The organism is Brachybacterium vulturis, from assembly GCF_043641765.1.
GTDB lineage: Bacteria > Actinomycetota > Actinomycetes > Actinomycetales > Dermabacteraceae > Brachybacterium > Brachybacterium vulturis_A.
This window is the reverse complement of the sequence record NZ_JBHZRO010000009.1, coordinates 46,479-60,734: the sequence shown is the minus strand read 5'-3', so window position 1 is coordinate 60,734 and position 14,256 is coordinate 46,479. Positions and strand designations below refer to the sequence as shown.

Below are 14,256 nucleotides of genomic sequence, written 5' to 3'. Positions count from 1 at the left end.
GCGGATTGGCCACTGTTTCCTCCAGGCGTCGGGTGATGCGGTACGAGGACCGGGGCGATCAGTAGGTCCCTGCATGCTGAGCGTAATAGGTTCCCATGTCATCCGTGCGCAGCGCCTCCCGCAGCACGTCCATGGGTTCCTCGGCGGTGGCGACGACGCTGGCGCCGCCGCTGGTCGTGTACGGGTCCCCGTGCGGCACCGAGAGGAAGTACAGGTCGTTGCTGCGGATCGACCGCATGGACAGGCCCAGCTCCACCATCGCCGTCGCGCTCAGCCCGTCGTCGGTGGTCAGGAACGGGGAGATGGATTCGATGGTGCCGGCGAGCTTGCCCGGGTCGCTGAGGGTCTCGCCGCTGATCAGCTTCTCGGTGATGCCCTTGAGGACCGCCTGCTGGTTGCGGTTGCGCTGGAAGTCGCCCTCGGCGAACTGCTTGCGCTCACGCACGAAGGTCAGCGCCTCCTCGCCATCGAGCGTCTGGACGCCCTCGGTGAACCGGTGGCCGCCCGCCGTGAAGTCCTCGGGCACCTGGACGTCGACCCCGCCGAGCGTGTCCACGAGCCCCTCGATGCCGTCGAAGTCGATGAGGGCCACGTGGTCGATGGGGACCCCGGTGAAGTTCTCCACCGTGGTCACTGCCAGCCCCACACCGCCGTAGGCCAGGGCGGAGTTGATGCGGTCCTTGCCGTGGCCGGGCACGTCGACGTAGAGATCGCGCGGGAACGACATGACGTAGACGCTCTCCCCGTCCTCGGTGATGTGCACCAGCATCATCACGTCCGAGCGCTGACCGCTGACGCCCTGGGAGACCGCGTCCTCCGCGGAGCGCTTGTCCGAGCCCAGCAACAGGAAGTTGCGACCGGTGCCGTCGATCTCCTCGGGCCGTTCTCCATCGGAGGCGCCGCGCGTGATCTGCACGACCGTGCGCTTCTCGTAGGAGTTCTGCAGGCCGCCCAGATAGTTCCCGATCACCAGGCCGACGCCGATCACCACGGCGGCGACGACCAGCAGCGAGATGAGGGCGGCGCGACGGCCGCGTCGCCGCCCGGGTTCGGGCTGGTCGTCGTCCTCCCAGTCGCCGGGGAGTTCGACGTCGGCGGGGTCGTTCATGCAGGTCCCTCTCTGACGGTGCCGCCGGGGGCGGTCACTGGTCCGTCGACCCCCCGATGTCCGAGGCGCCGTCCGGTCCCGGGTGCCGAGGCACCCGGGTGTACGCGAGATCCCATATTAGGCGTCCCGCAGCACGACCCTTGCTCTCGAAGCCGGTCTTCACACGACCCTCGAATCGGGGGGCCCATCCGGTGGTCGCGATGTTCGGCGGGATCGCGTCCGAGGAGCGGCCCTCCGGGCGCGGACCGTCCGGGTGCAGCAGAGCGAGCTCGGGGCGCCCGTCCAGCTGCGCGCGCATGTGATGGGCGTACTGCGCCCAGTCGGTGGCCAGGCGGAATGTCGCACCGTCGGCCAGCAGCGGCAGCACCGCGTCCAGGAACGGCGGGTTGATCAACCGGCGCTTGTGGTGGCGCTGCTTGGGCCAGGGGTCGGCGAAGTACACCCACAGCTGGTCGATGGAGCCCTCGGGCAGCAGGGCCGGCAGCGCTCGCTGCGCGTCCAGCGGCAGCATGCGGAGATTCTGCGGGCTCCCGGACCGCTCCACCCGGCTGAGGGTCTGCGCGAGTCCGGGCAGGTACACCTCGACGCCGAGATGATCGCGCTCGGGGTGGGCGAGGGCGGCCGCGACGATGTTCTCGCCGGTGCCGCTGCCCACCTCGACCACGACCTCGGCGCGCCGGCCGAAGACCTCCGCGAGGTCCAGTCGGGTGCCCGCGGCGGGCAGGGTGTCGCGGTGCCCCCGCGGCGGGTCGATCACGTAGGCGGGGGAGAGGCGGTCCCAGGCGTTCTGCCTGCCCTGGGTGAGCCGCTCCCCCCGCCGGACGAAGGAGACGACCTCCCGATGCGTGCTCCGCCCCCTGTCGGTCTCCGCCTCGTCCTCGAGGGCGGAGGCCGGGGAGGCGTCGTGCGAGCGCGGGTCCGGGGTCATCGGCGGGTCACCGCACCCGACGGACGACGTCGCCCTCGACGACGACCTCGACCTCGGGCAGATGACGGGTGGCGGGGCCCCGCAGCACCTCTCCGGTCTCGGCGTCGAAGCGCGAACCGTGGCACGGGCAGTCGAGCTCGGTCTCCTCCTGGCTCAGTGCGCAGCCGTTGTGGGTGCAGTAGCCGGAGTAGGCGGTGAGATCATCACCGGCACCGCGGACGATCAGCACGAAAGGCTGCTGGCCGCCGAAGTTCACCATGGTGCTCGCGTTCTCGGGGACCTCCGTGAGCGGGATCGTGCCGTCCTCTGCGCGCAGCGGCCCGGCGGTGCCGAAACCCTCGTCCTCAGGGGCGCAGGCCGCGAGCCCGCCGAGTCCCGCGGCGGTGGCAGGGAACAGGAGAGCATGACGACGGGAGAGGCACGGGCGTTCCATCCTCCCAGGATAGCGAGCCGGCGATGATCGGTGCATCCAGCGGCCTGCCCGTGTGACCGCTCAGACGTCCGCGGCGTCCACCTCCCGGGGGTCCCAGGTGAGAGTTCCGCGGGCGCGCCAGCCCCGGCCCTTCACCGCGTCCAGGGCCTCACGCCTGCGCGCCGGGGTGAGGCGGTCGAGGTAGAGCGAGCCGTCGAGGTGGTCGATCTCGTGCTGCAGTGCGCGGGCCAGGACCCCGCCCTCGTCCTCGATGACGACCTCCGCCCCTTCGAGATCGGTGCCGGTGACCCGGGCACCGCGATGCCTGGCGGTGGGGAAGCCCTCTCCGGGCACGGACAGGCAGCCCTCGAGGGTCTCCTCGTCCAGGGTGATGCCGCCGAAGCGCTGCAGCACCGGATTGAGCACCACCCCGCGCTGCAGCGTGCCGCCCGCGTCCTGACACGAGTAGATGAACAGGCGCCAGCGGGCGCCGACCTGAGGGGCGGCGAGACCGGCCCCGGAGGCGGCGTCATTGGTCTCGAACATGTCCGCCACCAGGGTGCGGAGATCATCGGTGACCTCGCGGACCCGTCGTGTGCGCTGGGAGAGGGCGCGGTGGCCGACGATGGTGATCGGGCGGACGGTCATGCGGAAGGCGCTCCTGTGCCGGGCGGACCGGGCTGGTCCTCGGGGGTGCTGGTGAGCTGATGCCGCGGGAGCGGGTTCACCGCGAGCGGGTTGCGGGCGTCGACGATCCAGGGCCCGCGCGGACGGCGCAGCGGCTGCCCGCTGCGGGCGGAGTCGGCGACCAGTCGGCTCAGCCGCTCGGACTCGGCGGCGTCGGCGGCCAGGAAGTCCAGGGTGTGGGAGGCGTGGGGCTCGAGCGCGATGTGGTCCCAGGCATCGAGGCCGCTGGCGATCTGCCGGGCGCGCAGGAACTCTGCATCCAGTGCCGCCCCGGTGATCACCACGATGTTCGCCAGCCACAGCAGGATCAGGATCGCGATCAGGCCGTTCAGCGCGGTGAGGATCTCCGCGAAGCGGGTCGCGTAGACCAGCAGCTGCCCGGCCACCAGTGCGGCGCCGAACAGCACCAGCACGCTGAGGGTGGACCCCAGGGTCATCAGCCGATAGCGGGGCAGGCGCACGTTGGGGAACAGGTAGTAGGCGAGGGACACCCCGATGATCAGGATGACCAGGAGGATCGGCCATTTCACGAGGTTCCAGGCCGCGAAGGCGATCTGGGGGATCCCGATGAACTCACCGATGCGCTGCGAGGCCTCGCCCCCCATGATGATCATGCCGATCGCCAGCAGGGCCACCGAGACGATCAGCATCGTCTCGCCGAACACGATGGTGCGGAACCAGAGGAAGGGACGACCCTCCCGGGTGTCGAAGACCCGGTGGAGCGCACGATGGAAGGCGGCGACCCCGTTGGAGGCGGACAGCAGGGAGCCGGCGGTGCCCAGCAGCAGTCCGAGCACGCCGCCGCTGGTGGTGGAGACCGTCTCGATCGCCCGCAGGAAAGGGCGGGGATCCAGGGTCGGGAAGATCTCGGTGATCATCTCGGACAGTGCTCTGAGGGTGTCCACCTCGACGCCGATCAGCGACATCACCGAGACCGCGGCGACAGCGCCCGGGAACAGCGACAGCAGCAGGTAGAAGGTCATCGTCCCGGCCACGTCCCACACCTGGATGTCCAGCAGCCGCATCCGCACGCGGTTCAGGACGTGCAGGATGCTCAGCCGGGGTCGGGAGATCTCGACCTCCGACGTCGACCGACGTGGACGGGATGCTGTCACCGTGCTGCTGCTCCGGGGTCAGGGGCGGGGCGCCCGGGACGGGCGCTGGTGGAGACCATTCCACCAGGCGGCCGAGGACCCGGGGCGCTGCCGCGCCCGTCAGCTCTGGTCGATGATGTCATCGGGGTCGCTGGCGACGGGATACTCCCAGGGGTCCTCGGGGTCGGTGGGCACGTAGGAGGTCATGATCGAGCCGTCAGCGCGCTCGTCCCCCAGGCCGACGGGCCGGTCCAGCACCGAATCGTCCAGCAGCGGGCCCTGGTCCGCGAGGGCGACCGCGGCGCCGTCCGCGGTGACCAGCACCGTCTGACCGCGCACGGTGACCTCGATCTCGTCACCGGTCTCGAGGGTGAAGGAGATCTCCTCCCGCACCAGTCGCACCCGGAACCGGGAGCCGCGCACGGTGAGCGGGAAGCCCAGCTCGGGCCAGTCGGCGGGCAGACGCGGGTCGAAGGAGATCCGGCCCTCGTCGTGCCGCATCCCCCCGAAGCCGTGCACCAGCGCGTTCCAGACCCCGCCGGCGGAGGCGATGTGCACTCCGTCCGCGGTGTTGTGGTGCAGATTGGCCAGGTCCACGAAGAGCCCGGTGCGGAAATAGTCCTGGGCGGCCCGCTGGTGCCCGACCTCGGCGGCCATGATCGACTGCACCACCGCCGAGAGCGAGGAGTCCCCGGTGGTGATCGGGTCGTAGTACTCGAAGTTCGCGCGCTTCTCCGCCGCCGTGAACTCGCTGCCGCGCAGGAACAGTGCGAGCACCACATCCGCCTGCTTGAGCACCTGGAAGCGGTAGATCACCAGCGGATGGAAGTTCAGCAGCAGCGGGAAGGCCTCCTCGGGGGTGCTGGAGAGGTCCCAGATCTCCCGCTCGAGGAACCGGTCCTCCTGGAGGTGGATCCCGAGCGACTCGTCCTTGGCCACCTGCATGCCGTCGGCGCAGGCCGTCCACTGCTCCAGCTCCAGCTCGTCCAGGTCGAGCTCGATCCGCATCGACTCGTACGCGCTCTCGTCGGCCTCGCGCAGATCGTGGACCGCGAGCGCGGCGCGGCGCAGGTTGTAGCGGGCCATGACATTGGTGAACATGTTGTTGTTCACCACGGTGGTGTACTCGTCCGGGCCGGTCACGCCGTTGATGTGGAAGCTCGAGGTGCCGTCGGCCCGCAGCCGCCAGAAGCCCAGATCGGCCCACATCCGAGCGGTCTCCACCAGCACCCGCACACCGTCGCGGTGCTGGAAGTCGAGGTCACCGGTGACGTCGACGTACTGCGCGAAGGCGTAGGCCACGTCGGCATCGATGTGGTACTGCGCGGTGCCGGCCGCGTAGTAGGCCGAGGCCTCGTCGCCGTTGATGGTGCGCCAGGGGAACAGCGCCCCGCGCTGATTGAGCTCGCGCGCCCGTACCCGGGCCTTGGGCAGCAGGTTCGTGCGGAAGCGCAGCGCATTGCGGGCCCAGCGCGGCTGCGTGAAGGTCAGGAACGGGACCACGTAGATCTCGCTGTCCCAGAAGTAGTGCCCCTCATACCCCGAACCGGTCACGCCCTTGGCGGGGATGCCCCACTGGTCCGAGCGGGCCGCGGCCTGGGCGATCTGGAACAGGCACCAGCGGGTTGCCTGCTGGGCCGCCGGCTGGCCGGGCAGCTCGACGTCCGAGGTGCGCCAGAAGTCCGTGAGGTACTCCTGCTGTGCACGGAACTGGGCCTCGAACCCGGTGCTGCGCACCCGGTCCAGGGTGCGGCGGCAGCGGTCGAACAGCTCGCGGTGGGGGACCGAGCGGGAGGAGTGGTAGGTCACCGCCTTGCGGACGGTCAGCGACTGCCCCTGCTCGAGATGGGCGCGGACCACCTGGCGGCCCTTGTCCTCGCTGGTGTCCACCAGCTGCTCCACCTCGGCCTCGGACTCCACCTCGTGGTCGGCGCCGACGGCGAGCGTCATCCCGGAGTTCGCCACCCGGTAGCCCAGCAGCATCCGCCGCTCGCTGTGCCAGTCCTGCAGCGGCTCGAGCACGCGATGGGTGAAATCGGTGGTCTGGCGCGGATCGGCCTTGTCGGTGAGCGGGCCGCCCTCGAGACCCGCCCCGAAGTCGTCGCGGAAATCCTCCCGATTGATGATCTGGGAGGAGATCGCGATCGGGGCGGCGCCGTCGAGCATCTCCACCCGCAGGGTCATCAGTGCCAGGTGCCGCTGCGGGAAGGAGACCATGCGGGAGGAGCTCACCCGGACCCGCTTCCCGGCGGGGGTGCGCCAGATCAGCTCGCGACGCAGCACACCCTCGCGGAAGTCGATCCAGCGCTCGTACTCCTCGAGGTCCGCGATCGACAGCAGCAGCGGCTCGTCGTCCACGTACAGCTTCAGCACGGAGGAGTCGGGCACCGTGACCATCGTCTGCCCGGTGCGGGCGAAGCCGAAGGCGGATTCGGCGTGATTGATCGTCCAGGTCTCGTGGAAGCCGTTGAGGAAGGTGCCATGGCGTTCCGCGTCACGACCCTCCTCCGGGGTGCCGCGCATGCCGAGATAGCCGTTGGCGGTCGTGAAGAGGGTCTCCGCCAGGCCCAGGTCGTCGTGGGGGCGGGACTCGACCAGGCGCCACTCGTCCAGCGGCAGCTGAGTGCGGTCGACGGGGTCGGCGGGCAGCACGCGGCGGCGACTCATACGATCTCCTCCAGATCGGCGACGACGAGGGTGGCGCCGGCGGCGGCGAGCTCCTCGGCACCGGCGCCCCGGTCCACACCGATCACGGCGCCGAAGGCGCCGGTCGCGCCGGCGCGGACCCCGGAGACGGCGTCCTCATAGACCACGGCCTGCGCGGGCTCGACACCGAGCAGCTGTGCGGCGTGCAGGAACGTGTCGGGGGCAGGCTTTCCGGGCAGCCCCTCCCGGGCTGCGACGTTGCCGTCGACGATGTGCTCGAAGCGGTCCCGCAGACCGGCGGCGGTCAGCACCTCCTCGGCGTTGCGGGAGGAGGAGACGATGGCCAGGCGCGCACCGCCGGGCAGGGCGTCGAGGAAGGCGACCGTGCCCGGATAGGGGGCGACGCCCTCGGCGCGCAGCAGCGCGAGCACCAGATCGTTCTTGCGATTGCCCAGGCCGCGCACCGTCTCCGAGCCGGCGGGCTGGTCCCCGGGATCGGAGTCCGCGCCCTCGGGCGGGGTGATCCCGCGGGAGGCGAGCAGGGCGCGGACCCCGTCGTAGCGGGGGCGTCCGTCGACATGGGCGAAGTAGTCCGCATCGGTGTACGGCTCGGCGACGCCCCGGGAGGCGAGGAACTCCTCGAACATGCGGGCCCAGGCGCGCATGTGCACCTCGGCCGTCGGGGTGATGACCCCGTCCAGATCGAAGAGATGGGCCGTGAACCCGGCAGGTCGGAAGGATTGCTCAGCAGTCACACCCGTCATGCTACGGCCAGGCGCGACCGGATGCGGGAGCGTGTCGTGGCACCGCGGTGCGTCGCTGGGCTAGTCTGCGGGGGTCCGCCTCCGCGCCCAGCGCCGATGCGGAGCAGCTGAGACCTTTCCGAGGAGACGATGACTGTCACGGAATCGCTGCCCGTGGTGGATGCGGTGCGACGTTCGCTCGAGATCGACGAGCAGGTCCCCCTCGCCACGAAGGGCCCTGGAGGGCCCGGCCGGGTACGGGTGCTCCTCACCCTCACCACGAACATCGCCCTCGCGCCGGCCCGTCTGTGGCCGCTGCTCACCGCGCCGCGCGAGCTCGCGGGCTGGTTCGGTCCGATCGACGGGGAGCTCCGCGAGGGTGGCGCCTTCCGGGCGCCGGGCGGCGCCGGTGGCCATATCCTCCAGGTGCAGGAGCCGCACCGTCTCGGCCTCACCTGGGAGCAGCCGGCGGGGGAGGATCCGCTGCTGCTCCGCCTCGATCCGGAGGACGACGGCACCACGCTGCTGGCGCTGCACCACACGGCGCTGCTCGACGCCGAGGAGTTCGCCCGCACGGGACCGGGAGCTCTCGCCCTCGGCTGGGAGATCGCGCTGCTCGCGCTGGCCGCGCACACCGACGGCTGGCATGCCAGCTGCCTGGAGCCGGTGCCCGTGCCGACCCCGCAGTGGCTGCACGGGCCCCAGGGTGCGAAATACGTGCGGGCCTGGGCTGTGCGCTGGGCGGCGGAGGCCGTGGCGGCCGGGGTCGACGAGGCCACCGCCCGGCGCGGCGAGAGCGAGACCGTCCGGCGCCACCTGGGGCGCTGAGCCCGGTCACCAGGGCCCCGCAGGCCTCTGCGCCGAGTCGCCCGTCCGTCCGGCGGAACTCTTCGCCCAGACTCACCAGCTGCTGACAGACTCGACCGGTGACCACCCCCGCAGCGCGCTCCTCGTCCGGGGACCCGCGCCCCTCGGGCCAGGTGCTCCGCGGCCTGGTGCCCTCCGTCTACGCCCCGACCCTGCTGGAGTTCGTGGGCCTGGCCGCGCTGATGCCGGTGATCCCGCTGCTCGCCCGGGAGCTCGGATTCTCGGTGCCCCAGGCCGCGGCGCTGACCACCATCTTCGGGGTGACCGCCTTCCTGGGTCCGATCCCCGCCGGGCGGCTGATCGCCGGTATCGGGGCGCGGCGGGCCCTGCTGTCCACGGGGACGCTGCTGGTGGTCTCCAACCTCGCCGCCTACCTGGTCATCGGACCGGCGCTCGGCGGCGCCGCCGTCACCACCCACCACCGGCTCGCCCTGGTGGGGCTGCTGCTGGTGATGGCGCTGAGCATGCAGGTGTGGCAGCTGGGGCGGCAGACCTACCTGGGCGCCGCGCTGCCACCGTCGATGCGGGCCCGCGGCATGACGCTGTTCGGCGGGGTGATCCGCGTCGGCCAGGTGATCGGTCCCCTGCTCGGTGCGGCGGTGATGGCACTGGGCTCGATGGCCGGGGTGTTCCTGCTGTTCGCCGTCAGCGCCGCTGCCGGCACGGTGATGATCACCGTGTTCCTGCCCCCGGGGGAGTCCGGTCCCGAGCCCGTCGTGCCGCGCGAGAGGCGGCGTAGACCCAGCCCCGCCAAGATCCGGCTGGACCGGGCGGTGCTGGGACGGATGGCCGCCGTAGGGGTGGGTATCGCCCCGGTGATGATGGCCCGGGTGAACCGCCCGGTGATCGTGCCCCTGCTCGGGGACGCCCTGGGCCTGGACCCGGTGTGGATCTCGATCGTCTTCGGGGCCAGCGCCGTGCTGGAGATCCTCCTGGTGCTGCCCGCCGGCACGCTCATGGACCGGTACGGACGCGCCGCCGTGGCCGTCCCGTGCGCGCTGCTGATGGGCCTGGGATTCCTGCTGCTGGGGCTGCTCGGCACCGTGCTGGCCGAGGGGGGCACCGTGGCCGCACTGGTCGCGCTGCTGGTCCCCACCCTGCTGATCGGCCTGGGCAACGGCCTGGGATCAGGGATCGTGATGACCCTCGGCATCGACGTCTCCCCGGTGCACGGACGCACCCGGTACCTCGCCTGGTGGAACACCATGCTGGGCTCGGGCAGGCTCGCCGCCCCGCTGATCGTCACCGGGATCACGCTGTTCGCGCCGGTCGCCGTGGCCGGGGCGGCCACCGGTGCCGTCTGCCTCGCGGGCGGGCTGTGGCTGACACGGATACTGCCCCGTCTCACCCCCTCCGGGGGAACCCGGGGGAGGTGAGACGAGGCAGTCGGGGGCCCGTGGCGGGCCGGCCCTGGGGGCCGCGGCATCGCCGGGACGGGTCTCAGGCGGCGGCGGACTCGAGGGCGTTCTCGGCGGTGCTCTGCAGGAGCAGCTGGGCGTCCTCCCGGGCGACGGAGCGGGCGATGGCGATCTCGGAGGCCAGCGGATCGATGGCCTGCTTGAGCAGGTTGCGCTCGGCGAGGCTCGACGGAGTGCCGCCCGAGTCGCGCACGATCGCGCGGATGACCTCGATGCGATCGGTGAGACGCCCCGTCTGCAGCTGCATCTGCAGGGACTTGATGCGGTGGGCCCAGGAGGCCTTCTTCTCCGGAGCCGGGATCGGCTCCCCGAGCTGCTCGAGCAGAGCGACGATCTCGGCCTCTTCGAGCAGGGCGCGCAGTCCGATGACGTCCTTGCCGTCGGAGGGCACCGAGATCTGCATCTGGTCATCGATGACCACCAGGTCGACGTACTCCCGCTCGGTGCCGCGCACCGTCCGGGAGCGCAGGGAGACGATGCGCACCGGCCCGTGGACGGGGTGGGTGAGCACGTCGTCGATCTTCGGGGCGGTGTTGTCGACGGGCGCAGTGGCGACGGGCAAGGGGTTCCTCCTTCGTGGACCTGCGCACCGCCGGTACCGCGGCCCTGGTGGGGTCGAGGCGGCTGCACACAGCACGACGCGGACCCGGACAGAGCCCGGATTCGCGATGGTCTCGGAGCAACTCGAGTGCCGCTCGACCTGCAGGAACAGGGTGGCGGCACCTACGACGGCGCACCCCCATTCTCTCACGGATCTGACAACAATTCCAGAGGGTGACGTCTCCACCTGGATCACACCCTGGATCACACCGGGCGGAGGACGCGGCACCGCGGCATCGGATCGACGGATCGAGACCAACGACGGACGTCCCCGTCCCGCCGAATACGGTTCCATGGACACATGCCTCCTGCTGCAGCGCACCCGGCTCCCGAACGCGAGCTCGTCCGCTTCGACGACGTCGGCGTCGTGCGCGACGACCAGGTGCTCCTGCTCGAGGCCACCGGCAGCGTGCAGCGGGGAGAGATCATGGCTCTCACCGGCGCCAACGGCTCCGGGAAGACCACCCTGCTGCGGGTGCTCGCCGGACTGCTCGCCCCCACCGCGGGCACCGTGCGCATCGCCGGAGGAGCCCCCGACGACCGCGACCGCCGCTTCCGCACCGCGCTCGGCGCCCTGATCGGCCCGCCGCAGACGGCCCGTGACCTCACCGTCACCGAGCATCTGCGGTTCATCGCCGCCACCTGGGGCATGCCCGTCGCCGCCGCGACCCAGCGGGCCCGGGAGCTGCTCGAGGAGCTCGAGATCGTCTCGCTCGGCCGCCGCTTCCCGCACGAGCTCTCCAGCGGCCAGACGCAGCTGGTCTCCCTCGCCCTCACCTTCGCTCGCCCGGCACAGGTGCTGCTGCTGGACGAGCCCGAGCAGCGCCTGGACGCACTGCGCCTGGAGCTGGTGATCGGCGCCCTCCGCGCCCGCGCCGACGCGGGCGCCGCGATGGTGCTGGCCACCCACAGCCCGCGGCTGCTCGAGGCGCTCGCCGACGTCCGTCTGCACCTGGAGGAGGCGTCGTGAGCGGTGACCTCTCTGCGGTGCGGGAGGTCTGGGCGCGGCGCGGCGGGGCCCGCACCGGCTCCGATGCGCTGTACCTGTTCTACCTGGGAGCGCTGAGCGTGCTGGTCCTGGGAGTCCCCGCGCTGCGGTTCGCGGGCGGTCTCCTGGCCCGACCCGATGTGCTCCCGGTGCTGCAGCATCCCCTGGCTCCGCGCCTTGCCGGCAGCGCCGCCCTCACCGCGGTGGCGGCGCTGGTGCTGCTCGGCGCCGTCCGCGGACCGGCGCTGATGGCACCGTTCTTCACCACCACGCTCGCCGCGAGCGGGATCCGGCGGCGCACCGTGCTGTGGCGCCCGTACGTGCGGGCGCTGCTGGTGCCCACGGCCATGATGGTCGTGGTGGCCTCGCTGATCGCCATGACGCTGAGCGCCGCCGGGGACGGCGCCACCGGTGGTGGAGCCGGAGGCGCCGCGGCGGTGTGGTGCGTCCTCGCGGCGGCGGGCACCGGCCTGCTGCTCGGTGCGGCATGGCTGGCGGGGGAGCTGCTGACGGCGCGGCCACGCCGGCTCCTGGCGGGAGCGCTGCTGCTCGCGGCGGGGCTCTCCGCGCTGCTGCCGCAGGGCGCGGGGGGCAGCGGCCTCTCCCCGGCGGCAGGAGCGGCTCACGGGCCCTGGGCACTGCTGGTGCTGGGGACGGGGATCGCCGCCACCGCGGTCGGGGTCGCCCTGCTCGACCGGCTGCGGGGCACGGTGCTGCGCGAGCAGTCGATGCGCTGGGAGACGGTCACCACGGTCGCCACCAGCGGGGACCTGGCCGGGGCCGCCGCGACGTTCCGTCCTCCGCCGTCGGCCGGCCGGCGCCTGCCTGCCATCGGGCCGCGGCCGCTGGTGCTGCTGTACGCCCGCCGTGATGCGGTGGCATGGCTGCGCAGCCCCGATCGGCTCGCCGTCGGCATCGTGGTGGGACTGCTGGCCGCGGCCGCGCTGGCCGGCTCCACCCAGCTCACCGGACCGCTCGCCGGGGGAGCGGTGCTGCTGGGCGCGGGGGCGCTGTGGGGCGCAGGCTCCACCTTGGTCGAGGGGATCCGGCACGGGGTCCACACGCTCGGGGCTCCCCGGCTGTTCGGGCAGACCGTCGCGGTCCAGGTGCTGCTGCATGCCCTCGCCCCGGCGCTGCTGCTGACCACGCTCGCCGCACTGGGCGGAGCCGGCCTCGTGCTGGCGGGCGGCATCGGTGAGGGTGCGCTGCGGGCGGTGCTGCTGCCGGTCGCGCTGACGCCGGTGCTGATCGCCGGACAGGTGCGGGATGCGGCGAAGGGCCCGATGCCGCTGCAGCTGATGACCCCGATGCCCACCGCCCAGGGCGACGGTTCGGTCCTCGTGATGCTGGCCTGGCAGTCCGATGCGCTGCTGCTCGCGCTGCTCTCGGGGACGCTGCTGGCCGGTCTCGGTCTGCTCGGCCCCGGCTGGACGCTGGGCGGTGCCGCACTCCTGACCGCGCTGATGGCGCTGATGGCCCGGGGCCGGCTGCGGGCGCTGGGGAGCTGACGCGCCAGGAGGCCGCGCCCTCGGACCTGCTCAGCGGCGGGGGTGGGCGGCGATGACCTCGCCCAGGTGCCCGATGGCCGTCTCGATGACGGCGGGGGAGTGGGTGACGAAGCTCAGGCGCATCGTCGAGCGGTCCGCGTGATCGGCGAAGAACGACCAGCCCGGCAGATAGGCGACCCCGGCCGCGACCGCCTCGGCGAGCATGGCCTGGGCGTCGAAGCCCTCGCCGAGAGCGGCCCACAGGAACATCCCGCCCTCGGGATGGGTGACGTGCGCCCCGTCGGGCAGCACCGGCGCGATCGCGGCCGCCATCGCGTCACGGCGCTGGCGATAGACCGCGCTCACCATCGCCACATGGGCATCCAGATCCGCGGTCGCCAGATACCGGGCGACGGTCAGCTGGTCCACCACCGAGGACTGCATGGAGATCGCGGCCTTGGCGACCGCGAGGGTGTCCAGGACCGGTCCCTCGGCGCGCATCCACCCGATCCGGACCCCGGGGCTCATCAGTTTGCTCATCGAGTTCAACAGGATCGTGCGCGCTCCCATCCCCGGCAGTGCGGCGATCGGTGCCCAGGTGTGCCCCGAGAAGGTCAGTGCGCCGTAGGGGTCGTCCTCGATCAGCGGCACGTCGGTGCGCTGCAGCACCTCGGCCACCGCCTGCCGGCGCGCCGCGGGCATGGTGCGCCCGGTGGGGTTCTGGAAGGTCGGGATCAGATAGACCATCCGCGGGTGATGGATGCGGAGCGCCTCCTCGAGAGCCTCGGGGATCACGCCGTCGTCGTCGGTGTCCACCCCGATGATGCGGGCACCGTGCACGGAGAACGCCTGCACCGCCGCGAGATAGGTGGGGGACTCCACCAGCACCACGTCGCCGGGCTCGAGCAGCGCCTGGGCGATGACGAACAAGCCCTCCTGGGAACCGGAGGTGACCCGGATCTGGGAGGCATCGGTGGGCAGGTCCCGGGAGAGCCGGCGAGCGGCCTGCTCGCGCAGCTCCAGTTCGCCCTCGCTGACCCCGTACTGCAGGGCGCGGTGCCCCTGATGGCTGAGCACCCAGTGATAGGCCGTGGTGACGTCCTCCAGCGCGAACAGCTCCGGATCCGGGATCCCGCCGGCGAAGGAGACCACACCGTCGAGCGCGGCGAGGGCGAAGATGTCCTTCAGCGGTGAGGACTCCATCCCCGCGTACCGGGCGGCGACGGGGAAGCGGAAGGGGTGCTGCGTGGGGACCTGCGGAGCGGACGGCGTCATCTG

Annotated in this window: 13 protein-coding genes; 4 read left to right on the top strand and 9 right to left on the bottom strand. The window is 72.0% G+C overall.

The features are described from left to right. Positions 1-58: 58 nt before the first annotated feature. The 7 genes from ACHUEU_RS08855 to ACHUEU_RS08825 all read right to left on the bottom strand — a co-directional run bounded on the left by ACHUEU_RS08855 (position 59) and on the right by ACHUEU_RS08825 (position 7,639). Positions 59-1,108, bottom strand: coding sequence for an LCP family protein (locus tag ACHUEU_RS08855; protein ID WP_394215564.1), 1,050 nt, complete (start codon positions 1,106-1,108; stop codon positions 59-61). A 34-nt stretch (positions 1,109-1,142) separates the two neighbouring features. Further along, positions 1,143-2,036: a tRNA (guanosine(46)-N7)-methyltransferase TrmB gene (gene trmB, locus ACHUEU_RS08850; protein ID WP_394215563.1), complete on the bottom strand. Its 894-nt coding sequence runs from the start codon at positions 2,034-2,036 to the stop codon at positions 1,143-1,145. Between the two features lie 7 nt (positions 2,037-2,043). Further along, positions 2,044-2,469, bottom strand: a complete 426-nt coding sequence (locus ACHUEU_RS08845; protein ID WP_394215562.1) for a QcrA and Rieske domain-containing protein — start codon at positions 2,467-2,469, stop codon at positions 2,044-2,046. Positions 2,470-2,529: 60 nt separating this feature from the next. Continuing rightward, on the bottom strand, positions 2,530-3,096 hold the full coding sequence (gene def, locus ACHUEU_RS08840) for a peptide deformylase (RefSeq protein WP_394215560.1): 567 nt from the start codon (positions 3,094-3,096) through the stop codon (positions 2,530-2,532). After that, positions 3,093-4,250 carry a YihY/virulence factor BrkB family protein gene (locus ACHUEU_RS08835; RefSeq protein ID WP_394215559.1) on the bottom strand — a complete coding sequence of 386 codons (1,158 nt, stop codon included), beginning with the start codon at positions 4,248-4,250 and terminating at the stop codon, positions 3,093-3,095. Before ACHUEU_RS08835 ends, def begins: the two co-directional genes overlap by 4 nt. 99 nt (positions 4,251-4,349) lie before the next feature. Beyond that, complete coding sequence (locus ACHUEU_RS08830; RefSeq protein WP_394215558.1) at positions 4,350-6,896, bottom strand: glycoside hydrolase family 65 protein; 2,547 nt, start codon at positions 6,894-6,896, stop codon at positions 4,350-4,352. Beyond that, positions 6,893-7,639, bottom strand: coding sequence for an HAD family hydrolase (locus ACHUEU_RS08825; RefSeq protein WP_394215557.1), 747 nt, complete (start codon positions 7,637-7,639; stop codon positions 6,893-6,895). Before ACHUEU_RS08825 ends, ACHUEU_RS08830 begins: the two co-directional genes overlap by 4 nt. A gap of 129 nt (positions 7,640-7,768) precedes the next feature. Here ACHUEU_RS08825 and ACHUEU_RS08820 point away from each other — a divergent pair, with 129 nt between their 5' ends. Together ACHUEU_RS08820 and ACHUEU_RS08815 are read left to right on the top strand one after the other, a co-directional pair. After that, positions 7,769-8,446, top strand: a complete 678-nt coding sequence (locus ACHUEU_RS08820) for an SRPBCC domain-containing protein (protein WP_394215556.1) — start codon at positions 7,769-7,771, stop codon at positions 8,444-8,446. 98 nt (positions 8,447-8,544) lie between these two features. Further along, positions 8,545-9,861, top strand: a complete 1,317-nt coding sequence (locus ACHUEU_RS08815; RefSeq protein WP_394215555.1) for an MFS transporter — start codon at positions 8,545-8,547, stop codon at positions 9,859-9,861. A gap of 64 nt (positions 9,862-9,925) precedes the next feature. Here ACHUEU_RS08815 and ACHUEU_RS08810 read toward each other — a convergent pair whose 3' ends face one another. After that, entirely contained in the window at positions 9,926-10,465 is a 540-nt protein-coding gene (locus tag ACHUEU_RS08810; protein ID WP_394215554.1) for a CarD family transcriptional regulator, read from the bottom strand. A 339-nt stretch (positions 10,466-10,804) separates the two neighbouring features. Between ACHUEU_RS08810 and ACHUEU_RS08805 the strand changes: the two genes are divergently transcribed. Further along, positions 10,805-11,473: an ABC transporter ATP-binding protein gene (locus ACHUEU_RS08805; protein WP_394215553.1), complete on the top strand. Its 669-nt coding sequence runs from the start codon at positions 10,805-10,807 to the stop codon at positions 11,471-11,473. After that, a complete protein-coding gene (locus tag ACHUEU_RS08800; RefSeq protein WP_394215551.1) occupies positions 11,470-12,999 on the top strand; it encodes a hypothetical protein in 1,530 nt (509 codons plus the stop codon). The genes ACHUEU_RS08805 and ACHUEU_RS08800 overlap by 4 nt, the downstream gene beginning before the upstream one ends. A gap of 30 nt (positions 13,000-13,029) precedes the next feature. On the opposite strand, the gene ACHUEU_RS08795 is transcribed toward ACHUEU_RS08800, so the two are convergent. Then, entirely contained in the window at positions 13,030-14,253 is a 1,224-nt protein-coding gene (locus ACHUEU_RS08795) for an aminotransferase-like domain-containing protein (protein WP_394215550.1), read from the bottom strand. Positions 14,254-14,256 lie beyond the last annotated feature (3 nt).

Excerpts from the sequence above, each read along its gene's own strand:
- ACHUEU_RS08855 (WP_394215564.1), bottom strand. The coding sequence starts at position 1,108 with ATGAACGACCCCGCCGACGTCGAACTCCCCGGCGACTGGGAGGACGAC.
- trmB (WP_394215563.1), bottom strand. The coding sequence starts at position 2,036 with ATGACCCCGGACCCGCGCTCGCACGACGCCTCCCCGGCCTCCGCCCTC.
- ACHUEU_RS08845 (WP_394215562.1), bottom strand. The coding sequence starts at position 2,469 with ATGGAACGCCCGTGCCTCTCCCGTCGTCATGCTCTCCTGTTCCCTGCC.
- def (WP_394215560.1), bottom strand. The coding sequence starts at position 3,096 with ATGACCGTCCGCCCGATCACCATCGTCGGCCACCGCGCCCTCTCCCAG.
- ACHUEU_RS08830 (WP_394215558.1), bottom strand. The coding sequence starts at position 6,896 with ATGAGTCGCCGCCGCGTGCTGCCCGCCGACCCCGTCGACCGCACTCAG.
- ACHUEU_RS08825 (WP_394215557.1), bottom strand. The coding sequence starts at position 7,639 with ATGACGGGTGTGACTGCTGAGCAATCCTTCCGACCTGCCGGGTTCACG.
- ACHUEU_RS08820 (WP_394215556.1), top strand. The coding sequence starts at position 7,769 with ATGACTGTCACGGAATCGCTGCCCGTGGTGGATGCGGTGCGACGTTCG.
- ACHUEU_RS08805 (WP_394215553.1), top strand. The coding sequence starts at position 10,805 with ATGCCTCCTGCTGCAGCGCACCCGGCTCCCGAACGCGAGCTCGTCCGC.
- ACHUEU_RS08795 (WP_394215550.1), bottom strand. The coding sequence starts at position 14,253 with ATGACGCCGTCCGCTCCGCAGGTCCCCACGCAGCACCCCTTCCGCTTC.